General features: G+C 60.1%; 34 protein-coding genes and 1 pseudogene. 15 read left to right on the top strand and 20 right to left on the bottom strand.

Annotated features, from left to right (window positions below; all coding sequences use genetic code 11):
- The first annotated feature begins 84 nt into the window (after positions 1-84).
- The 3 genes from OWC43_RS24055 (at position 85) to OWC43_RS24045 (ending at position 2,867) form a co-directional block, all read left to right on the top strand.
- Entirely contained in the window at positions 85-852 is a 768-nt protein-coding gene (locus OWC43_RS24055; protein WP_393958819.1) for a helix-turn-helix domain-containing protein, read from the top strand.
- A gap of 113 nt (positions 853-965) precedes the next feature.
- Complete coding sequence (locus OWC43_RS24050; protein ID WP_393958818.1) at positions 966-1,193, top strand: hypothetical protein; 228 nt, start codon at positions 966-968, stop codon at positions 1,191-1,193.
- A gap of 249 nt (positions 1,194-1,442) precedes the next feature.
- Positions 1,443-2,867: a WD40 repeat domain-containing protein gene (locus tag OWC43_RS24045; RefSeq protein WP_393958817.1), complete on the top strand. Its 1,425-nt coding sequence runs from the start codon at positions 1,443-1,445 to the stop codon at positions 2,865-2,867.
- Between the two features lie 636 nt (positions 2,868-3,503).
- Here the strand turns inward: OWC43_RS24045 and OWC43_RS24040 are convergent.
- The 4 genes from OWC43_RS24040 to OWC43_RS24025 form a co-directional block, all read right to left on the bottom strand.
- Positions 3,504-4,172, bottom strand: a complete 669-nt coding sequence (locus tag OWC43_RS24040) for a recombinase family protein (RefSeq protein ID WP_393958816.1) — start codon at positions 4,170-4,172, stop codon at positions 3,504-3,506.
- Between the two features lie 712 nt (positions 4,173-4,884).
- On the bottom strand, positions 4,885-5,058 hold the full coding sequence (locus OWC43_RS24035; protein ID WP_393958822.1) for a hypothetical protein: 174 nt from the start codon (positions 5,056-5,058) through the stop codon (positions 4,885-4,887).
- Between the two features lie 98 nt (positions 5,059-5,156).
- On the bottom strand, positions 5,157-5,669 hold the full coding sequence (locus OWC43_RS24030; RefSeq protein WP_393958815.1) for a hypothetical protein: 513 nt from the start codon (positions 5,667-5,669) through the stop codon (positions 5,157-5,159).
- A 1,225-nt stretch (positions 5,670-6,894) separates the two neighbouring features.
- Entirely contained in the window at positions 6,895-7,101 is a 207-nt protein-coding gene (locus OWC43_RS24025) for a helix-turn-helix domain-containing protein (protein WP_393958821.1), read from the bottom strand.
- Positions 7,102-7,334: 233 nt separating this feature from the next.
- Here OWC43_RS24025 and OWC43_RS24020 point away from each other — a divergent pair, with 233 nt between their 5' ends.
- Positions 7,335-7,763, top strand: coding sequence for a hypothetical protein (locus tag OWC43_RS24020; protein ID WP_393958814.1), 429 nt, complete (start codon positions 7,335-7,337; stop codon positions 7,761-7,763).
- A gap of 8 nt (positions 7,764-7,771) precedes the next feature.
- Here OWC43_RS24020 and OWC43_RS24015 read toward each other — a convergent pair whose 3' ends face one another.
- On the bottom strand, positions 7,772-8,338 hold the full coding sequence (locus OWC43_RS24015) for a GIY-YIG nuclease family protein (RefSeq protein ID WP_393958813.1): 567 nt from the start codon (positions 8,336-8,338) through the stop codon (positions 7,772-7,774).
- A gap of 77 nt (positions 8,339-8,415) precedes the next feature.
- A complete protein-coding gene (locus tag OWC43_RS24010) occupies positions 8,416-9,036 on the bottom strand; it encodes an AbiV family abortive infection protein (protein WP_393958812.1) in 621 nt (206 codons plus the stop codon).
- 302 nt (positions 9,037-9,338) lie between these two features.
- On the opposite strand from OWC43_RS24010, the gene OWC43_RS24005 reads away from it, so the two are divergent.
- The 6 genes and pseudogenes from OWC43_RS24005 (at position 9,339) to OWC43_RS23980 (ending at position 14,231) form a co-directional block, all read left to right on the top strand.
- Positions 9,339-10,022, top strand: a complete 684-nt coding sequence (locus tag OWC43_RS24005) for a ParA family protein (protein WP_393958811.1) — start codon at positions 9,339-9,341, stop codon at positions 10,020-10,022.
- Positions 10,022-10,381 (top strand): stability/partitioning determinant, encoded by a 360-nt coding sequence (locus OWC43_RS24000; protein WP_393958810.1) that lies wholly within the window; start codon positions 10,022-10,024, stop codon positions 10,379-10,381. The genes OWC43_RS24005 and OWC43_RS24000 overlap by 1 nt, the downstream gene beginning before the upstream one ends.
- A gap of 313 nt (positions 10,382-10,694) precedes the next feature.
- Positions 10,695-11,339 (top strand): hypothetical protein, encoded by a 645-nt coding sequence (locus tag OWC43_RS23995; protein ID WP_393958809.1) that lies wholly within the window; start codon positions 10,695-10,697, stop codon positions 11,337-11,339.
- 677 nt (positions 11,340-12,016) lie between these two features.
- A pseudogene (locus OWC43_RS23990) lies at positions 12,017-12,445 on the top strand (helix-turn-helix domain-containing protein); the annotation flags it as partial.
- Positions 12,446-12,956: 511 nt separating this feature from the next.
- On the top strand, positions 12,957-13,130 hold the full coding sequence (locus OWC43_RS23985; RefSeq protein WP_393958808.1) for a hypothetical protein: 174 nt from the start codon (positions 12,957-12,959) through the stop codon (positions 13,128-13,130).
- 885 nt (positions 13,131-14,015) lie between these two features.
- Positions 14,016-14,231, top strand: coding sequence for a hypothetical protein (locus tag OWC43_RS23980; protein WP_393958807.1), 216 nt, complete (start codon positions 14,016-14,018; stop codon positions 14,229-14,231).
- Between the two features lie 155 nt (positions 14,232-14,386).
- Here OWC43_RS23980 and OWC43_RS23975 read toward each other — a convergent pair whose 3' ends face one another.
- Positions 14,387-14,791, bottom strand: coding sequence for a flagellar biosynthesis repressor FlbT (locus OWC43_RS23975; RefSeq protein ID WP_393958806.1), 405 nt, complete (start codon positions 14,789-14,791; stop codon positions 14,387-14,389).
- A gap of 163 nt (positions 14,792-14,954) precedes the next feature.
- Here OWC43_RS23975 and OWC43_RS23970 point away from each other — a divergent pair, with 163 nt between their 5' ends.
- A complete protein-coding gene (locus OWC43_RS23970; RefSeq protein ID WP_393958805.1) occupies positions 14,955-15,887 on the top strand; it encodes a flagellin in 933 nt (310 codons plus the stop codon).
- A gap of 445 nt (positions 15,888-16,332) precedes the next feature.
- Here the strand turns inward: OWC43_RS23970 and OWC43_RS23965 are convergent, their stop codons facing one another.
- Both OWC43_RS23965 and OWC43_RS23960 read right to left on the bottom strand, forming a co-directional pair.
- The gene (locus tag OWC43_RS23965; protein ID WP_393958804.1) at positions 16,333-17,478 is read right to left on the bottom strand and encodes a site-specific integrase; all 1,146 of its coding nucleotides are present in this window, start codon (positions 17,476-17,478) and stop codon (positions 16,333-16,335) included.
- Positions 17,462-17,704, bottom strand: a complete 243-nt coding sequence (locus OWC43_RS23960; protein ID WP_393958803.1) for a hypothetical protein — start codon at positions 17,702-17,704, stop codon at positions 17,462-17,464. The genes OWC43_RS23965 and OWC43_RS23960 overlap by 17 nt, the downstream gene beginning before the upstream one ends.
- A gap of 291 nt (positions 17,705-17,995) precedes the next feature.
- Between OWC43_RS23960 and OWC43_RS23955 the strand changes: the two genes are divergently transcribed.
- A complete protein-coding gene (locus OWC43_RS23955) occupies positions 17,996-18,217 on the top strand; it encodes a hypothetical protein (RefSeq protein ID WP_393958802.1) in 222 nt (73 codons plus the stop codon).
- 30 nt (positions 18,218-18,247) lie between these two features.
- On the opposite strand, the gene OWC43_RS23950 is transcribed toward OWC43_RS23955, so the two are convergent.
- Positions 18,248-18,958: a sigma-70 family RNA polymerase sigma factor gene (locus OWC43_RS23950; RefSeq protein WP_393958801.1), complete on the bottom strand. Its 711-nt coding sequence runs from the start codon at positions 18,956-18,958 to the stop codon at positions 18,248-18,250.
- Between the two features lie 489 nt (positions 18,959-19,447).
- On the opposite strand from OWC43_RS23950, the gene OWC43_RS23945 reads away from it, so the two are divergent.
- Together OWC43_RS23945 and OWC43_RS23940 are read left to right on the top strand one after the other, a co-directional pair.
- Positions 19,448-20,014: a PilZ domain-containing protein gene (locus tag OWC43_RS23945; protein ID WP_393958800.1), complete on the top strand. Its 567-nt coding sequence runs from the start codon at positions 19,448-19,450 to the stop codon at positions 20,012-20,014.
- Positions 20,004-20,258 (top strand): DUF1236 domain-containing protein, encoded by a 255-nt coding sequence (locus OWC43_RS23940; protein ID WP_393958820.1) that lies wholly within the window; start codon positions 20,004-20,006, stop codon positions 20,256-20,258. Before OWC43_RS23945 ends, OWC43_RS23940 begins: the two co-directional genes overlap by 11 nt.
- 212 nt (positions 20,259-20,470) lie before the next feature.
- Here OWC43_RS23940 and OWC43_RS23935 read toward each other — a convergent pair whose 3' ends face one another.
- From OWC43_RS23935 to OWC43_RS23895, 9 genes are all read right to left on the bottom strand, one after another.
- Entirely contained in the window at positions 20,471-20,725 is a 255-nt protein-coding gene (locus tag OWC43_RS23935) for a hypothetical protein (protein WP_393958799.1), read from the bottom strand.
- 122 nt (positions 20,726-20,847) lie between these two features.
- The gene (locus tag OWC43_RS23930) at positions 20,848-21,192 is read right to left on the bottom strand and encodes a hypothetical protein (RefSeq protein ID WP_393958798.1); all 345 of its coding nucleotides are present in this window, start codon (positions 21,190-21,192) and stop codon (positions 20,848-20,850) included.
- A gap of 292 nt (positions 21,193-21,484) precedes the next feature.
- Complete coding sequence (locus tag OWC43_RS23925) at positions 21,485-21,829, bottom strand: hypothetical protein (RefSeq protein ID WP_393958797.1); 345 nt, start codon at positions 21,827-21,829, stop codon at positions 21,485-21,487.
- Positions 21,826-21,984, bottom strand: a complete 159-nt coding sequence (locus tag OWC43_RS23920) for a ribbon-helix-helix domain-containing protein (protein ID WP_393958796.1) — start codon at positions 21,982-21,984, stop codon at positions 21,826-21,828. Before OWC43_RS23920 ends, OWC43_RS23925 begins: the two co-directional genes overlap by 4 nt.
- A gap of 188 nt (positions 21,985-22,172) precedes the next feature.
- Entirely contained in the window at positions 22,173-22,820 is a 648-nt protein-coding gene (locus OWC43_RS23915) for an AAA family ATPase (protein ID WP_393958795.1), read from the bottom strand.
- A 158-nt stretch (positions 22,821-22,978) separates the two neighbouring features.
- The gene (locus OWC43_RS23910; RefSeq protein WP_393958794.1) at positions 22,979-23,269 is read right to left on the bottom strand and encodes a hypothetical protein; all 291 of its coding nucleotides are present in this window, start codon (positions 23,267-23,269) and stop codon (positions 22,979-22,981) included.
- A gap of 3 nt (positions 23,270-23,272) precedes the next feature.
- Positions 23,273-23,503, bottom strand: a complete 231-nt coding sequence (locus OWC43_RS23905) for a hypothetical protein (RefSeq protein ID WP_393958793.1) — start codon at positions 23,501-23,503, stop codon at positions 23,273-23,275.
- Between the two features lie 258 nt (positions 23,504-23,761).
- Positions 23,762-24,190 carry a hypothetical protein gene (locus OWC43_RS23900; RefSeq protein WP_393958792.1) on the bottom strand — a complete coding sequence of 143 codons (429 nt, stop codon included), beginning with the start codon at positions 24,188-24,190 and terminating at the stop codon, positions 23,762-23,764.
- 75 nt (positions 24,191-24,265) lie between these two features.
- Positions 24,266-24,391: a hypothetical protein gene (locus tag OWC43_RS23895; RefSeq protein WP_393958791.1), complete on the bottom strand. Its 126-nt coding sequence runs from the start codon at positions 24,389-24,391 to the stop codon at positions 24,266-24,268.
- A 299-nt stretch (positions 24,392-24,690) separates the two neighbouring features.
- Between OWC43_RS23895 and OWC43_RS23890 the strand changes: the two genes are divergently transcribed.
- Positions 24,691-24,966, top strand: a complete 276-nt coding sequence (locus OWC43_RS23890; RefSeq protein ID WP_393958790.1) for a hypothetical protein — start codon at positions 24,691-24,693, stop codon at positions 24,964-24,966.
- 234 nt (positions 24,967-25,200) lie between these two features.
- On the opposite strand, the gene OWC43_RS23885 is transcribed toward OWC43_RS23890, so the two are convergent.
- A complete protein-coding gene (locus tag OWC43_RS23885) occupies positions 25,201-25,617 on the bottom strand; it encodes a hypothetical protein (RefSeq protein WP_393958789.1) in 417 nt (138 codons plus the stop codon).
- Positions 25,618-25,948 lie beyond the last annotated feature (331 nt).

The raw sequence follows: 25,948 nt of genomic DNA, 5'->3' as shown, positions 1-25,948 counted from the left end.
ACGATGAGGCTTTGCCTGGACACCGGAACGCCCTTGCGGCGGCTCCGAACGACCTGTTGCGGCCCTTTAAGGGGCCGAACGACGATGTTTGCCGACCATCTGCGGGCTGCCATTGAGGCAGCACCGCGACTCACCTTGCCCGCCATCGCGGCGCAGCTCTGGCGCGCCTATGGCGAAGGACACGTCTCTGAGGCCGAGGCCGAGGCCCTGTCCGCCCTGATCGAGGCGCGGCAGGTTTTGAGCTCCCCAAATCGGGGGGGATCAAACGGATCCGCCGACCCGAACACCCCACCAGATCGCGCAGGAAGCCCCAGGACGGGCAGAAGGGGCGCTCGGCCTCGCACCGATGCCTCGATGGAGCGCCGACGCCGCTGGGCGGCCTCTGGACGCCTCCCGCCCTCGACCGCCGCACGCTTCACCCTGGCGGAACAAGCCGTTCTCGCCCTCGTCGCGGCCGAGACCGTGCGCCGGAAGGATTGCCGCCTGTCCGTCGGCGGGATGGCAGCCATTGCAGGCGTGTCCGAGACCACCGTGCGCAATGCGCTCCGCGAGGCCGCGAAGCTTGGTCTGCTCACTGTCGAGGAACGCCGCCTCACTGGCTGGCGCTCAGACACGAACATCGTCCGCATCATCTTGCCTGAATGGCTGTCGTGGCTGCGGCTCACCCGCAAGCGGAAGGACGAGGCGCTGACCCTCCCGGCCGGGGGGGGAGGGTGCAAAACCGCGAACCCCACGCCTACTGAGGTTCTAAACCTGGGGATTTGGAGGGCAATGGAGCCGTCGCAAAAGCTGCCGAAGGGCAGCGGGCGACCCTCGACGAAGCGCACTCACCGAAATCGAAGAGCCGGGTAGAACTGGCGCAAGCTATGCAGTGCGGGTCTTCGGCCGTTCGTCAGAACGGACGCGGCTTACGTGGTCCTGTCGCACGCAGCATGTAACAGCCGCCTGTCCACCCAGGAGGTTCTATGACTCCCCTTCCGCCGCAGACCATCTCAGACTGGTGCGGCAACGGCTATCTCGGCCTGCGCATCATGCGCTGCCACGAGTGCCGGCTCGAAACCTACAGGACGTGGGAGGAACTAGATGCGGCACCGGGCGAGGATGTGCTCACAGTGGCACAGAGGGCCCGATGCCGGGAGTGCGGAGAAGCGCCGGCCTGGCTCGCTGTTCTCACCTACAAGGGTGCCGCCTAGCTCCGCGGCCGAGGCGTCGGCACCTGGATCGTGAGGTTCAGGCCCTGCAGGAGCGTTTGGTCGGCGGTTGAGCACGAGCGCGACGAGTGGCGCCGCGCTACAGAACGAGCCGTCGCATAGGCCCTAGATTGGCACACCGTAGTTCGGAGAATGCGCTATGCTTGGCCTTGAGGACTCAAGGTCCACGTAGGCAGACAAGGTCCATTTATGCGGACGGCACTTCGCAGACTGATATGGCTGACCCTGAGCATGTTCGCGGTTGGCATGCCGATTAGTGAGGTGCAGGCACAGGGTGTCGTTGCAGTGTTCTCGCCCGATGGTAGCCGCGTCGCATCAAGCAGCTACGGGGTTTGGGCGGAGACCGACAACGCGCTCCGCCTTTGGGAGATTGGTACCGGACAACTCATTCGAACCTTCGAGGGACATAAAGGCCGGGTCACTTCTGTCGCCTTCTCGCCAGATGGCAACCATGTGCTCTCGGGGAGTGAGGACAAGACCCTTCGTCTCTGGGAGACCGATACTGGGCGCTTCATCCGTTCCTTCGAGGGGCATCAGGACGGGGTCAACGCGGTTGCATTCTCCAAGGATGGACGTCGCGTGTTGTCTGGGGACGGTGATGGGAAGCTGCGGCTTTGGGAGGCCAACACAGGCCAGTTGCTCCAAGCCATTGAGGGACATGAGCTAGCTATCCTCTCGGTTGCGTTTTCTCCAGACGGCCGGCGCTTGCTGTCAGGAGGCGATGAGGCGCTTAAGCTTTGGGATGCTGATACAGGCAAGCTGATACGGACCTTCGAAGTGGGTGAAGGCACTGCCTTCTCCGTTGCGTTCTCACCGGACGGTCAGCGCGTGCTGGCGGGAAGCACGGAGAAGGCATTCCGTCTGTGGGATGCCGCTACAGGACGACTGATCCGCAGCTTCGAGGTGCCTCAGGATACTGTCTACTCTGCTGCGTTTTCACCTGACGGTCAGCGCATCCTGGCCATCGCGGCTGACAGCGGCGCATCTGGCGGGATGCTGCGGCTTTCAGAAACCGACACAGGCCGGCTTCTCTGGAGCGCCAAGATTGAGCAGATGCCTTGGTCTGTGACGCTTTCGCCTGATGGCCGCCGTGCTGTGTCAGGGACCTACGAAAAATCTATCCGCTTATGGGCCGCTGACACAGGCCAGCCAATTCTGGATTTCCAGACCGGTCCTGTGCAGAGGAAGGTCCCTCAGATCAAGGGACCAATTATAGCTGCTGGTTGGGAATTACTGGGTATCAAAACGCATTTCCAGTACGGGCATCCTATCGGATACGTCTTCATTAAAGCGGACACAGACAACCAGAACGCCGCTCTGGGCTCAGCTATACTTGTCGCAAAGCGACTCATAGACGCTCAAAAGCTTGATATCGCCAAAGTATTTGTCATGCATCCGGCATATAGGCCTGAAGTGCTTGATAACCGCGCCCCAATCGCACGCGCTGATTATATATCTAGCCGATGGAAACAAATAAATTCTATTTCCCAAGAAAAGGCATGGCTTCTGCAGCGAGGTTTCGAGGACTATACGCACTTGGATAGTACGTTTGATCTGAACGTAACTAGTTCTCCCAGGTTTCTTGATGCCGTATCTGAGTTTGAACGCTACTGTCCATTAACTGGCAATTGCCAGTATGGCATGGATGGATGGTAGGAGGAGCTATGTCCCGTTTCAGAAGCTTTATTTTGGCTGTGCTAGTAATTTCGCCGCTGAGCGCTCTTGCCGATTGTCCGGCAGGAAGTTGGGCCAGTAGCCTCTACACTGGTCCTGGCGGCGGTCTCTACGATGGCCCTGGGGGTGGTCTTTACAATGGTCCTGGCGGCGGCCTCTATGAGGGCCCTGGGGGTGGTCTTTACACGGGCCCCGGGGGCGGCCTCTACACGGGGCCCGGAGGCGGGTTGTACCAAGGCCCTGGGGGTGGTCTTTACACAGGCCCCGGGGGCGGTCTCTACACGGGGCCCGGAGGCGGATTGTACCAAGGCCCTGGAGGCGGTCTCTATGAGGGTCCTGGCGAATATTGCAGCAATAGACCGCCATTACCGATCTTCGTAAAAATACTTGACAATCTACAGCTTCACACTGAAGCTGATCTAATCCGCTCTCGGCTAAAAAATCATCTTCGCTAAAATGCTATAGAATGACCGTCGCTACCCTGAAAGCGCCCTGTGACTGTCACAAATGCGAACCTGCTGGCATTCTCGCGCCAGCAGCAAAAATAGCGGCAAATATTATTGCATTGATTAGGGTGGGATAAGTAATAGATCACACTTCTGTTTCAGCCCAGCCTATTCAACGACTGCAACCGCACTGAGCGACGACCTGCTTGACTGTCTCATGGCTCACCTTGAGCCCCTTTCCGTTAATGGCAGCAGCAATCGGGCGTAACGCCATGCCAGCCCCCCGCAGGACAATCATCTCGCGAATGGCCTCCTGCTCGGTCTCATGCTCGATTAGAGTGCCATCGGCGCCGACCCGGTATCCGAAGGGAACCTTGCCGCCGAGGTAGCGGCCACGGGCTTTCTGATCGGCCTTCACGTTCGAGATCCGCTCTCGGATGCGGTCGCGCTCGGCCTCAGCAAAGGCTGCTGCAATCGTCAGGAACAGCTTGCTCAAGCCATTTCCGGCGATGTCACCACCGAGATCAAGCAGGTGCAGTTTGACGCCACGAGCCTTGAGTTGCTCGACCACGTTGAGCGCGTCCAGGGCTGATCGGAAGCAGCGATCCAGCTTCGCGGCGATAACGATGTCACCAGCCGCTAGCTTGACGAACATGGCGGCGCCAGCCGGACGCTCATTGAGAGGAATGGACCCTGACACGCCCTCCTCGATCAGGATCTCGTCGAGTTGCAGGCCATGCATCAGGGCATAGCCCTCGATCATGCGGCGCTGGACGTCGAGGCTCTCCCCCTCGTTCGCTTGGCGAGCAGTCGAGACGCGTGCGTATCCGTAGACCGCCATGCTAATCACCTGTGTCAGATTGTCAGCTTGCATCTGACTATGCCTCAGGTGAAAGGGCGCGTCAACTTGCTGTAGCGCGCTGACATGCAGAGCTATGAAAGAGAGCGCGTGGGAGCGTGATACGAGCAGGATGGTGCCGCTCGCCTCCTTATGTCTAGCGGTTGCGCATTAGCTTAGGGATGGACTGACGCTGAAGTACCTATCAGGCTACTCGGAACGATCTGATCCAGCCTGAGAATTGTCTCTGCTAGGGAGGCTTCACCGGACGATGGAGAGATAGGTCGATCTGAGCGTTCCTCTACGTTCATCGCCCGACAGTGCACACCTCCAGTCGTCACCTCTATGCTCAAGATGTATAGCGCATTGTGAGTACGTGGCATCGCCTCCTGCCTCGTGACCCTGTATCAGCGGCAAACCGTCCGATACTCGTATTGGCCGGAGAACTGATTAAACACCTGCACCTGACCGCATTCCGATGTGCCAATTGGTGGGATCATCGGAGTCTGGATAGGTGCAATGGACGGCCCGACTATTGGACAGATTTGTGGGGAGCAGATTGGCCTAATATCAAGACTAGATGAGCAGAGCGCCTGGACCTGACCGTTCACACACTGGCAGGAGCAATTTGCATACGCCGATCCTGCACTTAGGACCAGAGCACTCGCTATAAAAGCCCATCGCACCATCTGCTCGCCTCATCTCTCTAGCCGCACTAGGCAACCTCTTGAGCAGCTTGCCGCATCGTCCTAATCCAGCGGTTCAGTTCTCGCTGCTGCTCAATCGCCTCCGCTGTGTAGCACCCGTGTTTGTACATACCGTTGCGTTTGCCCCTTGGCGCACCGGATGAAGCTCCTCCATGCATCCTGCAGCGACCGTTCTTCTGCATCGCGGGCCCGCAGCAAGGGATGCCGTTGCGGGTACTGGCTCCGCAGCGGGGCGAGAGGTGCATGGCAAGGTTGCTGCGCATGGGGTTGCCTTCCGATTTCATCGGGAGCCCCCACCCCCTCTAGGCGGAGCCTCAATGGCGCCGACGACAGCCTGACCGCCGGCATGGACGTGGACGTGCTCGACCGTGACCTTCTGCTGACCGCCCTTGCCGCGGTGACGGTTCAGTGCCTCTAGTAGCTGCACGTAGGTGCGAGACAGTTTCCCCGCGTGGCTAAGGTTCAATTGCCGGCCCTCGCGACTCTGCTCGCTGATCATCGCGCGGCGGTAGCACTCCATGGAAGCGGAGTGCGCGGCGACCATTTGAGCCGCCAGCATGCCCTCGATCTCATCCTTGGGAGCAATCGATACGAGGGTAGCCAGAGCAGCCGATTGGAGCTGCTCTTTGCTCTCCTTGTCCGTGTGAGCCAGCCACAGGGATTGCACGACCTGGTTCGCGACTACCCGGTTGAAGTCGTCCGACCCGGATCCGCCGATGGACCGTAGTTTGCCTGAGCCGGCTGCTGGGTCGCTAACCCGCAGAACGGATGCATCCTTGGATGCTGTTGCCATAGTCAGGCTCTCCCTCCGCTGACTAGCCGTAGCCGAGGCCGTTCAACCACCTGGGCAAGGCGCTCTAATTCCGGGCCGAGACGGCGCAGGCCATTCAGGAAATCGTCGAGTAGGACGCGTTGAATGGCACCGTGCGGAGCAACGGGTCGGCATCGTCGTTCGGGCACCGAGCGGATAGCTCGATCCAAGCCGCATGCGTGTCCGCCCACTCGGCAAGGTGGTGGAGCTGGTGAGCAGCTTCGTGGAGATCGGCACTCAAGCAGCGACCCCCTCGGCTTCAGCGAGGTGCCGGAGGAGGCGTACTCGCGGTCGGCTCAGCCCATCGTGACCGCGCTCGGCATTGGCTACATGGGACCGATTGCGGATGGCGAGACGCTGGGCGAGTTGTTCCTGGGTAAGGCCAAGGCGCTCGCGAAGCTGCCTGATTTCAGTGCTGCTCGTGAAGGTGTCCCGCGGAGCCAAGGGAAAGAGGTCCGGTTGCACCCGGTAGATTGTCGGGGACACAATGGGGGCCGGCTGCAGGTTGCGGTGGGTGAGGTTCCGAGAGGTTGTTCGCCTCCACGGTCGCACGTAGCCCTTGGCTGTCGCCGCTTCGTACAGAGCGCGAGACATTGTGACCCGATCTCCGCCACCCTCGCCTAGGCGGTGTGATCCCGGCCTGCGAGGCCCAAGCATATGCCCGTGGGTAAACTCTGCCTGAGGCGTGCGCTCCTTAGCGAGGTAGTCTGTCAGCTCACGCCAATCTCCTGGAGTGGGCTTGACCATCTGAGCGCCCTTGTCGTCCAGATAGGCACCGAATTTGGAGGTGCGGAGCTGATCGAGGATCTTCTCTGTGGCAGGAAAAACCAAGTTCGCGTGCAACCCACCCGTGCTCTCGCGCACATTCAGCCAGTGAGGAGGTAAGTCCGCGCGCCCTTGGAGTACGAGGATACGGGTTTGTAGCTCGATAGTGATCTCTCGTGCTTCCCGCTCTGGTAGGTCGAGGAAGCTGTCACCCAAAACCACGTAACCGCAGCGTCTACGCGCGCCACGCAGGTAGGACATCGCTCCGCGTAGACGCTTCACCTCGGCACTGCTCATGCCCCACCCGCAAGCCGTCCGAGCTAACCCTACGTCTCTAACACATATAGAAGAGGCTCGACTCGCCTGATCGGTTTGATCGGATAAAATGCATTGTACTGCAATGGCTTGGCTGAAGCCGAAGCCAAACACGTTTGTAACGGAATTACGCTGCGCTCGCATGGCTCGTCTCCCTAGAAACGAGCCATGCCTGAAGGGCCTCACGACGGATGATTAGGCGTCGGCCGAGCCGTATGACGGGTGGTCCTTCGTCCAGCTGAAGCAGCGCTTGAAGATGACGGCGTGAGATGCGAGTAGCTTCAGCAGCTTCCGCAAGCGTGAGAAGGTCGTGCGCGACATTACTTGCTACCATTCGCTGACCACACCTTTTTTGGGTTCGATCCACGTTATGCGGATCGGTCGCGAAAGTAGTATAGTAAATTTTGCTTCAGGATGCGTCAAGTAGCGCTATCATGTCCTCAAAATCTGCATTTTCGTTCGCTGAAGATCCTAGGAGTAGCGCTTGACATGATACGGGATCTCTCACGAGCCGATATTGTATGTCTCTCTGAAGCTTTCTCTTATGAGCTCCCGGATCCCACGGTCGTGCGACGTCGCGATTTCTTGCTGTTTGATGACTTTGTACGCATTGCAGAGTGGAAGACACGCCGGCAGAAAGGACGCTATCCACTTAACCGTAATTATGTGGAGGACGTCACGGGTCTAGCGTTTCGACAATATAATGAGCGTCGAAAGATCGCTCTACTATGTACAATGGATGGTGTTGATGTACCTGTTGCATCTGCCATATTACATTTTGGGTATGATGCTACATACCCTATTATGGATGTTCGCGCTGTTTGGACATTGTGGAACGTAAAAGGAGCGCATCATTGCCAAGATCGTAATTGGGTTCGTTATCTTGATGATTGCCGGAATACAGCCGATTATTACGATGTAACGGTACGAGAGCTTGATAAGGCGCTTTGGCAATACTCATTTGAACATAACAGAAATCTCAACCGCTCTGGTTAACAACAAACTCAGCGAGTTTGACGTGGTCCGCCGTTATCGGAAAGAATGGGTAGTTCCTCTGCTGCTCGCCTCGCTCGTGCTCGAACCGCTGAGAGATAGCAGCGAAGATCTTCTCGTGGATTGGCGTGGATGTTGAGCGGCAGCACGAGACCCGACCTGAGCAGTTCGCGCTCTAGTACCCAGGGGGACTGATGCTCGATCCATGTCACAAAGGCGTTCTGCGCCATCCAAGTGTCTAGGACGCACTCACCGGGATTAGTGAAGGTGTAGCGCCTGCCACTGCCCACGCGGCGCAACGTGATACCAAGCCGTTCTGCAAGCAGGCAACCGAGCGTCAGGCGTAGGGTCGAGCCCTCCGCATTTCCCCCAAAATGTGTTCTGAGCCGTGTGCGTAGGGTCTGCCGGCTCGGAAGTCTGCCGTTCTCGGGTGGAGCCTTGGGTGAGATCCCGACATAGAGGAGGGTCTGGCCTTCTACGAGGTGACATCCAGCTACATTGCTGCCGGTCGGTAGCTCACTGAAGTACCAAGCGTAGACGCCTGGGCGCTGTGGGACTGGACTCGGACGACTAAGCACCTCTGCTCTTTGAAAGAGGTGTGCTGGTCGCAACAGAGGGTTAGTCAGCAGTGCAACGGGTAAGTCTCTTTCGACCACTAGCTCTCCGGGCGCATAGCCGCGATCTGATTGAACAGGGTGTTGACGTGTTCGCTCTGAGCCATTGAGTAGTTTGTGTAGCCTATGAGGTTATCATCCAGGGCTTCAATCGCCAGAAGCACAAGTTCCCATGCCCTAAAAGCTGATACCGCAGTTGCAGGCGTAGCGAAACAGTCGCCTACCCTGTCAAAATAAAGCGATGCCTCTCTGATTGTTGTGAACCCATCATTCTCGGCCTCCCGCTGCAAGCGGGCGCACGTCTCCTGACCAAGCACCTCGTTTAAGCGCCTACTCATTAATACCGTAGGTAGTATGGCCATATGGTGCTTCTGCTTATGGTTACGGAGCGGGTCGATGCCCTTGCTACGTCCCTCTGTTCGATCCCTCCGGAAGACACCGATATGCGCCTTAGCCGTCTCCTCAATGGCAGTTATGGCTAAGAAGGCTGCAGTACCAAAGGATTGGCGCATAAATAGGAGCGCGGCATCGCCCAGGAGGGTAAGGATGTGGCTGAAGGCAGCGTCGAAGTTAATATCACTCGGCTCCCCGTACAGTTCTCCACCGAATGCAATGGCGGCATCCACCGCATCAAGTCCTCTTCCTCTGCTCCGCCCGCTCATTGAGCTTGCTCCTCAAGCACCCTGCTGAAAGCTACTGCTCATTTAGGCACTCCGCTTCTACGGCCACCAGGACCGCGCCGGCGCAGGTGTCGCTAGCGGTATCAGCTTCTCGGCCTGCACCTGGCAGCGGCCCCGCTCGGCCTTGAGAGCCTCGATCACGCTAAGACTAGCTATCGGCTAGCCGTCTAGTAGCTACCAGATAGCTACTCGGTAGCTACCGGACAGCCGACAGGTATCTGTTAGCTATCTGGTAACCCTTTTCGACGAGCCTGCTTCCTGCCGCATACACCGCAGGAGAGGCTATGCCCGTTATCGCGTTCGCTAACCCCAAAGGAGGGGCTGGCAAGACCACGACGGCTCTTCTCCTGGCGACGGAGCTAGCTAGCAAGGGGGCGGCAGTCACCATCATCGATGCCGACCCTGAGCGCTGGATCAGTCAGTGGGCCAAGCTCCCCGGCAAGCCTGAGAACGTCACAATCATCGGTGATGTTACCGAGGATACGGTCGTGGACGCGATCGAGGCGGCCGAGTGCACCGCTCAGTTCGTGATTGTGGATCTCGAAGGTACGGCTAGCATGATGGTATCCAATGCCATCGGCATGTCTGACCTGGTTGTTATCCCGATCCAGGGGTCGAGCATGGATGCCAAGGGCGGCGCCAAGACGATCCGACTCATCCGCAATCAGGAAAAGATGAGCCGCCGCAAGATTGCGCACGCCGTCGTCCTGACCCGGACCGGAGCTGCCATCACCTCTCGTGCTCTGCGCAACGTCTCCGTCCAGCTGCAGGCCGGGGGGGTCGAGATTTTCGCTACCGCCATCGTGGAGCGTGCAGCCTATCGCGATCTGTTCGACTACGGCGGCACGCTCTCCAGCCTCAGCACGTCACAGACCAGCAATCTCGATAAGGCAGTGCAGAACGCCCGCGAGTTCGCCGGCGAAGTTATCGTCAAGCTTAAGGCGACCAGCACGCGGGTGGCGGCGTGATGAGCACCGGTCAGGCTCGCCCTTCGCTGGGCTTCGGTGAAGAGCTCGATGGTTTCGATCCCGCGCAGTGGGCGAAGTCCAAGGCGTTGTCCCCGAAGCTCGCACCGGAAGACACGCGGCAAGCAGCCGAGGCCGCTGGTTTCCGAAGCCGAGAGCCGGTCAAGGCCGATCCGCCCGCTGCCGCTATGTCGCCGCAGCAGCGTCGCCGCCGCACCGGGCGCAACGTCCAATTCAATATCAAGGCTCGCGCGGAGACGATCGAGGCATTCACACGGATCGCGGACGCGAACGGCTGGGGGTTCGGAGAAACGCTTGAGCGTGCGACCGAATTGCTGGAGCGGGAGCAGGCTAGCCGGTAGCTACCTGGTAGCTACCTACATTGACCAGACGACCCGCATGGGACCTCCCGAACCCGCTCGTTGCCAAGCCCGCAATATCTCCGACCAGTTTGATGCTTTCGACCAGGGTGCTGTCCATGCCCTCTCGGCTTCAAATCAGGGGTACGGCTGCAAAACAGGTCGCCGAGCGCCTTCCGCCGAAACATGGTCAGCCATCGGCGCCGGACGTGTTCCGACTGGTCGTGGATGATTGGCGATATTGTCGCGCTTGTCGAAGCGACCGATAAAGCGGGGGGCGTGTCGCACATAAAGCACGCACTGACGGAGCGAATGCGTGAACACTGATATCAGGTGGGATGCCATCGAGTCATTCATCGGCTACGGCAGGCGAGACGCTCCAGTCGTATTCATTGGGATGGAAGAGGGCTCGGCACCTGACGAGATGCTTGAAGCTAACCTGATTGAGCGCTCTCGATACCCTCAGATCAAAGCTTTAGAGCCAAGAACTACGAAGCTACAAAGCACTTGGATGCACATGTGCGAGTTGATGCTTCGTCGAGAGGGAATAGCGTCTCCAACGGCTGAGGATAAGCGTAAATATCAAACGCACCGCTTAGGGACGCTAGGCGGTGATACGCTTATGACTGAGCTTTTGCCTTATCCTAAACGAACGCGCAAAGACTGGCCGGAAATATATCAACAAAAATATTCCACTCAGGACGCTTACCTCGCAGACATGGTGCCAAAGCGAGTAAAATTGCTTAGCTATTTGTTCGCCAGCGAAAAGCGTGAACTAGTCATCATCTATGGGAAGGAGCACTTTGAGCGCTATCACGCCTTATTTGGCAACGCATGGATAACCGAGCCTCCGTTCGCACACGCGACTGCTTTTGGGGCTCGCGTTCTTGTCAGCCCTCACTTCACCAGCATCCACTTCGCGAAAAACAAGCGCCGGTTCTTCGAACTCGCCTTGGGCTGACGCCGCCCAAAAATTTAAACCGACTCACTACCCAGCTGTCCGTCGGGTGCCCTTCAGTGACTTCAGCCGCCGTAGAGCGGTTCAAGCGACCGTACTTATGGCTGTCGTGGGCGCTCCTGATCCGCTCAAGAGCAGGCTCGCGCTGTCCAAGCGCGTTGCGGAACCTAGCAGCCTCACCATGCGCGAGCGGCCCACCATTTTGATCTATAGCAACTACTTCCGCTACGATGTCGCTCTGCGTGATGGCTCAGACTGCGAGTACCGGCAGGTTCGGCTGCTTGCGCCATAGCTCTACCGCCGGCAGAACGAACCCGTCTCGAAACTCAATCGGCCTCATCCTCCGCCCCGTCAACGTTGACTTAACGGTTCGCCCCGGCCGACATGCCATGTCCGGCCCCGCTCACCTTCGGGCGAGTCGTGAGCTGACCATCAGGAGACACACGCCGCCGCAAGTCGAACCCTGAAAAGCCAACGGGCCCCCCGTCGCCAAACGAGGAGCCCGTCGAAATCTAAGTGGCCTGTGGAGGCCCATTTCCAATCTCCACAAGCCATGAGACGCCCCAAGGCGTCAAGCGAGAACACCGCTTCTCGCAACGATGAGGCTTTGCCTGGACACCGGAACGCCCTTGCGGCGGCTCCGAACGACCTGTTGCGGCCCTTTAAGGGGCCGAACGACAATGTTTGCCGACCATCTGCGGGCCGCCATCGAGGCAGCACCGCGACTCACCTTGCCCGCCATCGCGACGCAGCTTTGGCGCGCCTACAGCGAAGGACACGTCTCCGAGGCCGAGGCCGAGGCCCTGTCCACCCTGATTGAGATCAGGCAGGTTTCCGCTGGGGCTGGAAAGAACCTGCCCGGTCCGGGAAACCTGTTGCCCGCCTCAGATCGCGCAGGAAGCCCCAGGACGGGCGCGGGCTCCCGACCGCGCACCGATGCCAGCCTTGAGCGCCGACGCCGCTGGTCTGCCTCTGGACGGCTCCCGCCCTCGACCGCCGCACGCTTCACCCTGGCGGAACAAGCCGTTCTCGCCCTCGTCGCGGCCGAGACCGTGCGCCGGAAGGATTGCCGCCTGTCAGTCGGTGGGATGGCCGCCGTTGCAGGCGTGTTCGCTAGAGCGGACGCACTCGATGCTGTGCCGTCACGACTCAGAACCAGTCGGTCGAAGCTGGCTGACCCCGTTGAGCAAGGCAGCGAGCTCGGACTGGCGCGACGTGCCAGTCTTCGCGAAGACCGCCTTTAGCTGCGAACGGACGGTGCCTTCGCTTACTCCGGCCTGCTCTGCTGCCTCGGGTACGCCGAACCCGCGAGCGATGTCGCGAGCAACCCGCGACTCGGCCGGAGTGAGATCGAAGAGCCCTTGGACAAGTCCAGCGCTCGGCAAGCGATCCATCTCAGCTGTTGTAACGACCACGAGGCAGGACGTACGAGCGAAGACGTCTCGCGCGGTTCCGCTCACTGGCACAAGATGGAGGATCGCAGGCCCGCGCTCTGGCTCGGCCGGTATCGGTATCGATGCGCCCATGGCTGCATCCGGCGCTAAGCGGGTGCGGGCCAAGTAATGCTGTACCTGAGCTTGCGCCGCTTGGTGGGCTACGAACATCAGCCCGGATCAGGACGTGACCGACCTTCCGGAGCAACAGCGGCTTGAGGTTGCGAGGGACTTCGTGTCGGTCCTCCGCGTGCGGTTCGGCCTCTGGAACCTAGATGAAGGCGAAGGCAGCAACCGCCTTTTTGAAGTCCTCACCGGATCCGGGCGGCTCAAGATCAACCCGCCGAAGGCTGATGACTGACGGCCTGGATCTCGCGCGCGTAGACCCGTGCGGAATGTGCGGCTCGTCGCGCGCGTGGAGTGGTCCGAAATGTCCGAGATCTCGCGCGCGTGGACTGGTGCGGAGTGTGCGGAGAGCCGCCTTTGCGCCCTCGCGTATACGGCTACCGAAAACCCCTGCGGGCCATTCCGGGGCACGGAAGGCAACAAGCGCCCGAAAGCGGTTAGAAAGGCGTGAGAGCAAATAGAGTGCGCCCGGATAGCCCCTCGCGGGCAGCGTTCGGCAAGGAACGTCAAGTTCTGATAGGTCGGCGGCGCCCCTCGTCGTAGCCATAACAAAGCATAACAGGCGAGCCCCGCCGCCTATGCCGACGCCTCAGGTTTTATCAGGTCCGATCGGCCGATCCCTCGCGCGGATAGCGCTTCTAAAAACTCGGCCCCGCCCCTCGTGTGCAAGCTACCGAAAATTGCCCGGCGGCCCCGCAGGGTCGGCATCCGTGAGAAGGAAGGCCGTCGCCGATGTCGTCATTTGTCATCATCCGCGGGGCTCGGCGATGTCTACATTTGACAGCATCGCCAGCCAGGTCGAGCGCCAGGTCTCGCGCGCGCGTATTGGTCCCGAAACTCGATCTCGGCGCCGTCCTTCCATCCAAGCCCGGTCCAATCTGTCAGGCTGAGTCAGGTTTTCTCAGGTTCGGAGCGGACGACTTTCGCGACGTGGCGGCCCGGCCCCTCGCGGAACTTGAGGTTAACAACCCTGGGGGCCGATAAGTGTACTTATCAGCCTCTAGCGCTGTGCCGCGACTTGAGGTCAGCACACGCTTAGAGAAATCCCCCACCAGCGTGATCCTTGAAGGGGTCCACACATCTCATAAAGTCAATCCGAGGCGGATCGCACGCCCGCAAGGTGCTGCGCATCGTTACCGAGAACGACGAGGACCGCGCCCGGCAGCTTGCCGGCCTCGACGAAGATAGTCACGAATTACCCATCGAGGACGAGGAAGCGGCCGACGTTGTCTGCAACAGGCGTCGATGGGCGCAGGAAGACCGCGCGTCGGTGAAGGAAGGTATCATGTACCTGATGCATCCCATGCCCACGAACGAGGAATGGGCGGCTTTCTAGGCGACCGAGACAGAGTATTGCCACTGATCCACTCTGCCCTCTTCGCCCTCGCCTGAATAGCTCGTAAAGGTGATCAGCCCTGACCGGCAGCGCTATCAAACCGCGACAGAGAAATTAAACCGCACCTTTTCCAGGGCGCCCAAAGCCGTAATTTGCTAAGCGACTCCTCTCTCGTTCTCTGCTTGTTTCAAAAGATCACGCTCCAATTGGATGAGCTGACGGCCAGCCTTGACGGCTTGATAGGTTTCTCCACTCATAATATAGCCTTGAATTTCCAGTATTTTTGAAGCAAGAGCAGGCATGATCCTAACAATCTCAAGCGCATGAACGTTAAACATATTATTGGTTTCGTCGCTATTTTCTGAAAGATGTATAACTTGTACTATCAAAGCAAGTTTCTTGCAAAGCGTGTCCACCTCACTTTCCCGGACAATTTCGGTCTCTCTTAGGAACTTGCACTGGCTTTCAATCATAAAACTGGTGCCTCTGTCACCATTGCAAATGGAAGCGCCGTTGATAATCATTCTTTCATTGGGCTTTAGCTTTATATGAAGGGGCATATCACTATCCAATTGTTATCTTGTTTTATTCTATGCACCAATTGTTAATGATCTTTAAATCGGTGGTTTATCTGTTGGAATGAATTAGAACTTTGGCAACGGATGGCTGGCTAAGACGGACACGTCGCAAAAATGCTGACACTAGTCGAAAAAGGTCGCCGCAATGTCTTCTAATATCTCTCTGACTTCCTCGACCCGTTCGAGCCTACTGTCTCTTCAGAACACCTCGGCTCTACAGAGCGTCACCTCCGAGCGCCTTTCCACCGGCCGGAAGGTCAACTCTGCGCTCGACAATCCTGTGAACTTTTTCACGGCGGCAAGCCTGAACAGCCGCTCCGACTCGCTGTCGTCTCTTCTCGACAATATGTCGAACGGCATTCAGACGATCCAGGCCGCTAACAAGGGTCTGACGGCGATGAAGTCCATCGTCGAGCAGCTGCAGTCTACCGTCAAGCAGGCCCGTCAGGATACGACGCTGGCCTATGAGTCTGACGGCACCACTGTGACCACGGGTACCGATAAGGTCCGTACGAACCTTGAGAAGCAGTACAAGGATCTCCTTGGCCAGCTGGATAAGATCTCGAAGGACTCAGGCTACAACGGCGTCAACCTCCTCAACGGCGAGGAGCTGAAGATTACCTTCAATGAGAAGACCGGCACGAACAAGAGCGATATGACGGTCAAGCTCACGGATGACGATGGCGAGGCTCAAGCCGTCACTGCTACGAGCCTCGGACTCGGTAGTCTTGCTGATGGTGAGTACACGTTGCCCGATGGCGAAACTGACGGTACGGCTGCTGACTTCACCAAAAATGCAGACCTTGACGCCCTTTCGGATAAACTTACCACTGCGTTGACGACGATGCAGTCGAAGGCGTCGAGCCTGGGTTCCAACCTGTCCGTCGTTCAGACGCGTCAGGACTTCACGAAGGAACTCGTGAACGTTCTGAAGTCTGGCGCTGACGGACTGGTGAATGCTGACATGAACGAGGAAGCTGCGAACTTCACTGCGCTCCAGACGCGTCAGTCGATTGCCCAGCAGACGCTTTCTCTTGCGAACCAGCAGCAGCAGGGCATCCTTCAGCTCCTCCGCTGATCGTTTCTAGGTCTGAAAGTTGAAGCGGCCAGGGCAATGTCTTGGCCGCTTCTTCGCGTTTTGTTAACTATTATAATTAATTCATGCCCTAACGCGCAAGTCTTAGGATCTGGCATGTCACGGCAAGCGGCGGCCTTATACGGCGAGCTATCGTCGGCACCAGTTGCCCCCACCGTATGCGAGCGGATCTACACGCTCTTACAATGCATTTATGATAATAACGATCATAATTCGTACGAAAATGATATCGTGACATTGGCGAATGAGCTGATGGCTGTAACAAAGACCTATGATATTTTGTTTTTCCATCTATATGATAGTCTTATGAATTTAAATTATGGGAGTGCCTTGCAAATTGGAAATCTTCTGCTTCAGCATGAAGCGATGCTCCATAATATTGCATCTCAAAGGAATATCGTGCGTCCGAGTGTCTTGAACTGAAATCTTACAAAAATCCCCCACCCGCATGATCCTTGAAGGCGTTCGCCCGGCGGATGTAGCCCACCACTGTCCGCGGATCGCGATGCCCCGACACGTCCATGATGCGGGCCATATCGGCGCCCCGCTCGGCCGCTGTCGTGATGAAGCCCGCGCGCAGCGAGTGCGCCCCGAAGATCGCGGGATCGAGCCCGGCGGCCTCGGCGTGGCGCTTCACGATGTCAGCGACGGCCTGGGTCGTGAGGCGGGCCGGGACTGAAGTTTTCTGAAGCACCTCCGCGTTCCCCTCAGTCGCGACGGTCGCCCCTGCAATAATATCCGCGGTTAGTTTATCGGCCGGACCCTTTTGCTCACCCGTGAGCGAAAGCCCCCGCACTCGGCCCGATCGGGACACCGGCCGGAACACCGGCCCCTCCGAGATCCCCGCCGCGTCGAGCCAATCCCGCACCAGGGCAACCGGCCGAATGAACCGACCGTGCGGAATAGCCTTCTCGATGCCTGCGCCCTCTTGGTCCGTCTTGGATCGCCGCACCGTCACCCGCAGGCCGTCGGCATGTTCGGACAGGTCCGCCACGTCGAGGGCGACAAGCTCGCTCCGGCGGAAGGCGCCAGCAAAGCCGAGCGCCAGCAAAGCCCGGTCGCGCTTGCCGGCCAGCGTGTCGGGGATCTGCATCAGCATGGCCGCGACGATCTCGGCGGTTGCCGCGGCCTTCCGGCTCGGCGCCACGCCAACCCGTCGCCGAATGCCCTTCATTGCGGCCCGCACCGCCTCATCGTCGGTCGGATCGTCCACCTTCGCCAGCTTGTGAGCGTAGCGGATCGCGGCGCACCGTCGGCCGATGGTCGAGGTCGAGCGGCCCGCCTCCGCTTCCGCGACTAGGAAGGCCGCGACAGCCTCAGGGCTCGCGGGCAGGGGCCGGAACCCATAGCCCCGGCACCACGCCTCGAACGCCCGTGCATCCGACGAGTAGGCCCGCACGGTCGCGTCCGCCTTGCTCGCGCGCTGGTACGCCTGGACGATGGCCGCCGCCTCTGCCGGCAGCGCCGGCCCGAACTCAGGACCACCAACCGAACGCGAGGCGTCCGCTTCCGCCGGCAGCGTGGTCGCACCGACCGTGTAGCCACCCCTGCCCGTCTCAGCTTTCCGGGCCATCGTACCCCTCCCGCCCGAACCGCATCGCCAATTCCTCGCACCAGCCGTCCGGCGCCTCGAAGCCGCGCATCCGCATCCGAGCTTCGACGTTCACGAGCACCCGTTGCCAGTGTTCGGCCGACACATGAGCGGGCGAGGCATCGAGGCCGAGATTGCGCGCCGCCTGCATCGCGGCTTCGCTCCACTCGATCGGCAGCCCGTCACCGGCCTCAGATGTCGTCGGCATCGCATCCCCTCCCCTCCCCGCGCTCTTATGCTATCTGACGGCTGATCAGAGTATCCGCTTTGCCTGGCTGAACATCGCCTACCCGGTCTAGAACCGCGTACTGTCTTAGGTAGGCGAGCGGCCCAATGACTTGGTTGCGATCGGTTCCGCAATCCGCTCCTATGCAAACGGCTCAGCGTAAGAGCAGCCAGTGTGCGCCGGATTAGGTGCGAAACTGTCAGGTTGCGCACACAACGCGCTGACGTTTCCGCCAAACCTTCCCATGTGTGAAGGTTGCGCTAGGTCTGAAATATGATCCAGCCTGTTCTCTACCAGATCCTTGATCGACCTGATGGACGGTTTGATGTCACGGCGACGCTTGCTTCGGACAGGACGTATACCCGCGAAGGCCTTGCCTCGTTCGCTGAAGTCGACGCGTCGCTCAATATGCTGCGTGCCATCATGGCAGCCTGTGGTGCCGAGGTGCTGCTACATCCGGTCTCTGCAGGGATCGCTACGCGCGTGGTCGCTTAAGACGTTCAAGGTCGTGAACTGATCGAACAATCAGGCGGTCGGCTGGTCATGAGCCAACATGCCCGCAAGGGAGGACCGTGCTCGGCTCACTCGGCTTTTCACGGTACCGATCTGACAGCCGATCAGTTCGGCGGCGGCCTCGTAGGTCATGCCCTCGGCACCAACCAAGATCAGCGCCTCACGCTGGACAGCCGGGAGTACAGCCATCGCCCGCCAGACCTTTTGCAGCTCCATACCGTGTTCTTGCGCAGGTAGCTCGATCAGTTGCCCGGCGGCTGTGCCGTCCGCGTCCTCGACCTCACGCTTCCGGCGGCGACGCTCGGTGTAGAAGGCGTTGCGGGCGATGGTCATCAGCCAGGCCGTCAGATTGGTGCCGGGCATGAACCGGTGCTGGTTCGCCCACGCCTTGAGCAGCGTTTCCTGCACTAGGTCGTCGGCTTGCGACGCGTTTGCCGTAAGCGAGATCGCAAATCCACGTAATGCCGGCAAAGCTTCGGTCAGTCCCTGGCGGAAAGCTACAGCATCAGCCGTCTGACGGGCCGCCAGAGCCGTATCGAGTTGTGCGAGGAGGTCGAGTAGTCGCTGTGGCTGGCTGTCGGTGACAAAGGAGCCGTACAAAGCGCGCAATTCATTTCCGAGGTGCTGGCGCGCCTGCGCGGACAGATCTCCCTTGCGACCTGCCGGTACAGCCGGCCGCACTGTCCGGCATGGCTGAACCGGATGGCTGTCGTCAGTGTTCATGCCCCCCCCTAGCCCGTCCGCAGGCCCCGCCCGGATAAATACGAAATTTTTGACGGGATCTTTTGGCAAGCCTTTGCTGAATGGTTCCTAACAGGAGCTTGTGCCGATCTACGAAATCGCCTCGCGTCAGACGCTTACAGGGGAGAAAATTCTCTATCTGATGGCCTGTCAGATACTCATGCACCTTGCCACGGTGGGAAGGTCAACATGCAAAACTGCTGAGGTTAGCAAGCATGGAGGTGCGCAGCGAGGTGCGACAACGGGGCCTGAGCCGGTAGGCTGCTGTAGTTCCAGTGATCCAATAACTTAGCGATTTTGATTGCGGATAACACAAGTTAAAAGTGGCAAGACCATGGCAATTATTGTAGTAGGCCAGAGGTTCCGAACTCAAGAAAATTATTTTCTTGCGCATTTTTACCATCGCTTAAGCGATCGATCCTGATATTCAATTGCGATAGTGGAAATACTGCAGCATTTTGGAGATGCGAAATGCCTGATAGGCGTCGAGTTCCACGGCAGCAATGCAACCTTACGGCGAGAATTTATATTCCTCGTACAAGAACACCTATTGAATGCGTCATCACCGACATATCATCCCACGGAAGCTTTCTACGCACACCGCAGGGCATTTCGGTTCCAGCGAACTTCGATCTCTGCATCGGTACAAGTAGCTTACCGCGTGCATGCCGCCTTGCACGTCGCGAGACTGACGGTTTTGGGGTCGAGTTTCTTGACCCCGTCCGTCACGAAGTAGAGGAAATACTTATTGAGACCGCGTTCAAAGAAGAGATGCTGTTCGAAGCTCTCAGTCCGCCCCTGAACGGGGAAGCTACGATGACTCAGGTTCGCCTTCATCGTGCGGTGAATGCCATTATGGAACTGATTGAACGTCGCAATACCATGAGTTGGGAGCGCATGGCGCCTTTGCCAGGTCCTTCTAAACAGGGATACCAGACGCTTCGCGACGCCGGAATAGCTTTGAGAAAAGCATCACCGGCAATGCTTCCGGCTCCTAGCTCAAGCAACGGACAAGACCGGCGTCTGACTGCTATGTGACTGCTGTGCCACGAGCGATATTTCGCACTTTTTCGGTAGTCAGAGGCGTTCGCATCGTAGTGGCCGGTTCTCACACACCTACATTGAGAAGGTCCGCGACGGCACCATTCTGCCGTCCGGTGGCGTCAGCTATTACAAGGTACCGGCCGAGCACGGCGTCGGCGGCTACCGCTATAGTGTGATGAACAACGGTCCGGTGCTGGTCGAGCAGGGCAGCCGCCAGGTTGTCGAGGTGATCGACTGAACCGGGGTGAATGGTCCGATTTGATCACAGCGACACCACAGCGAGATCGCAGCCCCCGTCCAACCGTTACGCAAGTTAGGCGGAGGCTGCCTTCCATCTTCGGCCGATAGGCTGGAGTGGGCCGGCGCGGCAAGCAACAGTGCCCCCCACTGTTTATCGCGCCGGCTTTCAGGCTTTAACAGTTTTGAAATATGATTATGTATAAATCGAAATTAAACAACGTTACCTGTGCAGGGCTGCGGTAAATGGATCCGAGTATATCGAGAATTTTTGAGCAGTTCCGTAATCGCAGGAAATTCGATCGTAAAGATATGGCGGAACAGGGTGTTGCCGTGTTCGAGGATGGCACGCGTCTGCCATGCATCATCCACGATATGTCTGAAGGCAAAGAGAATAATATCTTTGGGATGCGTGTTGAATTGCTCAACGTTCCCAACAAAGAACTGCCAAAAAGCTGCGTAATCCATATGCGCTCAGGTAGAGCAATACAGTACACCCTTGGATGGTCGGCGCCTCTTTAGTGCTGGGTTCGCAAATTCAAGCGTTAAGCCTTTGTGCTTGTGCTTTGGCCGATAGATCCGCGTGATATTCAGGGGTCGTCGGCATCGCATCCCCTCCCCGCGCCGAGCGCTTCCGCGATCTGTCGGCCGATCTGCGCATCCGCCTCGCCCGGCGGCGCGTCGGCGGCCCCGTGAAGGCCTGCGGCCTGCGCTAGGTAGACGAGCGGCTGAACGATCATCCCGCAGCCGAACCGTGCCCCGTCCCATTCGAGCGCCGGACACGGCCCCTCGTCGTCGGCGCCGATGAACTCCCGCGCGATCCCGCAGGGCTCAGACGCGCAGCACCAGCCGCACCCGTTGCAGGGCTGGCCGATCGGCGGCTTGATCGGCAGCCGCGCCCCGTTCGTCCCGTCGATCAGCGGAAGCGGTTTCATAGCTCCGGCTTCATTTCCTCACGGCCCTGGCGACTTTCGCCCCACTGCGGGGCGATAATCACCGCTCGAAACTTTCGGGAATGACGCTTATCGAAAGTTACGGCAGAGGCCGGGTTTCCGCAAGACCGGAGAGCCTGTTTCCCTGCATCACTGCAAAGCGGCGACCCGCGAACGGAAATGAACGGGTTGCGTCCTCGGTCCCTTGGCCCCCCGATCCGGGGAACCAGCGGGCGGCCGATCGGGCTTTCACTCAGCTTTGCGTAAAAGGTCTCGGCCTCGGCGCGGCGACGGATCACGAGCCCTCAGGCCGACGCCTCTTCCTGAGGTAGCGCCAAGCATCCCCTATCGCTTCCGCCAAGGCGCGAAGGCAGAGGCCCGCGAACCACAGAACCCCGCCGATCATTCCGCCGATAACCAAGGCCTGCGCTGGAAACATCGCGAGATCCCGCGACAAGCCCGACGGCATCAGGCCGAGCGCGCCAGCGAGCATGAAAATCGGGCTGGCCACCATGAGCCACAGAAACAGGATGCCCGCGGCCAGCGCGATCGGCACGGCGACCACGAGGAATGCGAGGCTCCCCAGGGCCGCCGCGCAGAGGGCGAGCCCCGCCGCAAGCGCGCGAATGGCCCGTCTCATTTCACCGGCTGGCGCCGCTCCACAACGGGCGGCTTGCCGTGCTTCGTCAGAACGTCGTTGAACGCCTCACACATCAGCGCCTCAAGCGGCACGTCGAGGTCTTGGGCAAGCCGGGTCATTTCCAGCCATCCCGCCCGGTTCACGCGAACCTGCATCGTCTTAATGTCCGTCGGGGCCGGAGCCGGCGGCGCGCGATCGGGCGAGGCCTCGGCGCGGGCTTCCGGCTCGGCCGCGGGCTTGCGCTCAACGAGGTTCGAAAGGCTCGGACGCTTAGGGGCTGCCATGGTTCGCGGCTCTCAGGCTTGCAGGGATGACGGGGAACAGGCGACGCGGGATCGCGCGTCTACGGCTTGCGGGGAAAGGTGCGGGCGAGCTTGGCGACGGCGGACCATATGGCCGCGATCTCGTCGGCGGCCCTCCCCTCCGGGTCATACTCGTTGACGGACTGGCCGGAGATCAGCGCGTGCGAAAGGCTGGCTCGCTGCGAAACCTGCCCAGGCAGGACCGGGGCGCCCATCTCCGTCAGAACGGCCCGTGCCTCGGCGACGATTGCCGTCTCGGCCTCGCGCGTGATGGGAGGGGCAGCGTTGATGACGCAGACGACAGGCGCCTTGAGGCTGCGCGCCATCGCCAGCGTGGCCCCGACGGCATCGAGATCGAACGGCCCCGGCCGAACCGGAATGACCGTCACCGTGGCCCGCGACATGAGCGAGGCAATCAGGGCGGCGTTGTGCGGCGGGCTGTCGATCACGGCCCAGGCGATCCCCTCGGCCTCGGCCGCGTCGAGGATGCCGGCAATGCTGTTGCCGTCGGCCTTGGCGAGTAGCGGGGTCTCGGCCTCGCGGCGCCGATGCCAGAACGTGAGCGAGCCTTGCGGGTCGGCATCAATGAGAAGCGTCGGCCCATCCCGCTCGGCCAGCGCTCCGAAGTGCGCGCAGAGCGTACTCTTGCCGCTGCCGCCCTTTTGCGTCGAGACCAAGATCACATGCACGGGGAGGCCTCAAAGCATGGTGCGCGGGATCGCGGCATCGTGGCGACGCGGAGTTAAGGCTTCCCTGCGGATCTGCAAAGCGGCTCACCTGAGCCCCTGCCTGCCGGAGAAGCGGCAACCCGGTTCCCCGCGATGCAGGGATGCGGGGTGCGCGCGGATCAGGCCTCCGGCTGCCGATCAAGCTCAAGATCTCGGCCGGTGCCCCGCAACCACACCACTTGCGAGGCGTGGCTCTCCGGGGCGCCAAGGGACGGCTCCCCGTCGGCGCCGTCCTCGTCGTCCGCCTCCCCGTCCATGCGGTCGAGGATGGCAATCAGGGCATCGGCGTGGTCGAGGGCGGCTTGCGCCGCAGCCTCGATTTCAGCGCGGAGCGCGGGGCCGGCCAGCACGTCGGTTCGGGTGACGGGCGCGGGCAGCGGGCGGCGGAAGGTCAACAGGTTGTCGGCCACGGATCACGCCTCCGTCGCGGCGGTGATGGCCCAGCCCGGTAGGGCGTAGAGGCCGGAGAATGCGGCTTCGTCCCTCGCCTTGAAATCCGGCTCGTCGCCGAAGCCGGTAAAGGTGGGCGGGAGGTCCGTGCGGGTCACGGCGAGCGCGGCGCGGATGAGGTTGGCGGCCATCCGTTCATCGCGATAGGCGCCAAGCTGGCCGATTGCGCCCTCAAACTGCGCGGCGGCGGCCATGGCAGCCGTTCCGTGTCGTCGCCGCGCAGATCCAGGGCCGCGATGGCAGCGGCGTTCATGGCCGGAGCGGAGGCCAGGGCGAGGACGAGGACGCGGCGAGTCGGAGCGGCATACATTGCGGGAGCCCGTGATGCAGGGATGAATGAATTGCGGATTGCAGGAATGCCGGATCAGTGAGCGACGCGAGAGCGGAGAACCTTGGCGTGCTGCCAGCTTAATACCCTCGACTAGAGCGCTATCCATCGTTGCCTGCCCTGTTCAGGAGTAGGGGCCGCGAAACAGGTCGCCGAGCGCCTTCCGTCGGAACACCGTGAGCCATCGGCGGCGGGCGTGTTCTGGCCGATCGTGGAGCATGTGGCAGCGCTGGCACCACGCCGCGAGGTTGGCGGGCGCGTTGTCGGCCGTATCGTGGTTCCGGTGCGCGGTGGCCAGCACCACCCGCGTAGTCCGAACGGTCGCAAGTACGTCGTCGTCTCCGACGGCAGTGCAGACGATCCGGCCGGAGCCATCGCGCCAGGTCTCGGCCTCGTCGTCCCACCATCGGCCATCCGCGAGGCAGAACACCGCTCGACCATGCGGGCGCCCGCAGCCCTCGCAGCGCCCCTTGGCCCGGCCGAAGCGGATCGTCACCGACAGCTCGCGCCAGTCGATCGGGTAGAAAAACCGATGTTCCCGGCGGATCGGCATCGAGGCACGCGCGGCAATGGCTACGCTTCTGCCTATGCGACACCGATCACCCTGTCACCTATCGGTCCCAAAACGTCAGCGCAGGCCGCGCCGACGCGGCAAACGCCAGAGGTCGTCTCTGTCCGGATAGGCAGACAGGCGCTGATCGGCCGCAAAGGTCAGGACCGTCAGGATGAAGATTACGGCCGGAGCAAGCGTCATGGCCGCGCTCAGCGCTGGCAGTGTAGGGCGAGGGATACACCACCCGAGCCACCCGCACGGACCGCTCCTGTGCCGCCCCCTGACCATCGCGCTGCGGCTCAACTGGGCTGATCGGCACCATGTGCTGCATCGCGGCGATGGCCAGCAGCGGCTTGGCAGCAGCAGGCAGGGTCTCACCCAGAGGGCTCGTCCGTCTGGAGGGGTGGGTCGTAATCCGCCCACAGTCGCAGACCTAGATTGAGCTTGACCGTCTTGCCCGGCGGACCGGCTTCCTGCATTTCTCTCAAGGGGATTGTAGTATGCTCTGGGCAATGCGGCGAGTTCAGCAGAACGAAGTGCGGTCGATTGAGCGGCTGTTCCGCGATCAAGCCACTTCGCTTGATCTAGGCAACCAGATGCTACTGGTCGCAGTCAACGAGCACCCGATGGTCCGCTTATGGGTGGCGCTGCCGGATTATGATTTACTAGAGGCCTACTACGGCTTCGACCGCTGTAAACGGTCTGATATGCCGGTGGCACCGTATCTAATTGCCGGTTGTTCTCGCCTCTTCGGCTCAGTGTTCCACGCTCTATGAGCAAGCCTTCCTAGGCGCCTTGATCGATCCGCATCCTCAGTGCGAATGAAGCGGCGCAACATTCATAAGATGGTACGATAGAAACGAAATAGGTGCGGTCGGGCCGGGTTGAGGCGCTGCTAACCCCTCTCGCTTATTCCGAGAGCAAGCCACGTTGCGTATCGGCTTCGTCGTGTGGACACGACACGCCCCGCTAGCCCGTGAGCAGATCGGGCGGCGGGGCTGCACTCGCTCTCAAAACCTCTGGTTCGTTGCAGAGATTACACGCTCGCGAATGTCATCCATAAGAGCCGGAACCTGCACCGACGGGACGCCGGCCCGAATGAGAGCAGCCTTAGACTGACGGTTGGCATCAGCCATGCTCAGCGAAGGTTTAGCGTTCAAGAGCTTCATGAAACCGGCGTCGAAATTGGCCGCTGTAAAATTGTAGGCAGAACAGTAGACGGCTGCCTTAAACGATGCCTGTTTGGCGGCGTTCTCCCAACACTCGGAAATGCCCTTTTTAACAGCGGCTAATCCGCCTTTTTTCTGAAAGACAGCGTGAGCGTCCGCTGCAGCGTCAATCGCCTCTTGCGGGGCCGTCTGCGCAGAGGCGCCAGAGGCAAGCGCGCAGGTCACAGCCAGGGCTACGAGCGGGCTACGTCCACGCATTGCCATTCCTCAACGTTGACTTAACGGTTCGCCCCGGCCGACATGCCATGTCCGGCCCGCTCACCTTCGGGCGAGTCGTAAGCCGACCATCAGGAGACAGCCGCCGCCGCAAGTCGAACCCTGAAAAGCCAACGGGCCCACCCCGGCAAGGGTGAGCCCGTCGAAATCGAGATGGCTCGTGGGAGCCGGTTTCCAACTCCCCACAAGCCATGAGACGCCCCAAGGCGTCAAGCGAGAACACCGCTTCTCGTGACGATGAGGCTTTGCCTGGACACCGGAACGCCCTTGCGGCGGCTCCGAACGACCTGTTGCGGCCCTTTAAGGGGCCGAA

The sequence above is a fragment of the Methylorubrum sp. POS3 genome, assembly GCF_043352485.1.
In the GTDB taxonomy this organism is placed as follows: domain Bacteria; phylum Pseudomonadota; class Alphaproteobacteria; order Rhizobiales; family Beijerinckiaceae; genus Methylobacterium; species Methylobacterium suomiense.
This window is presented reverse-complemented; position numbering and strand designations above follow the sequence as displayed.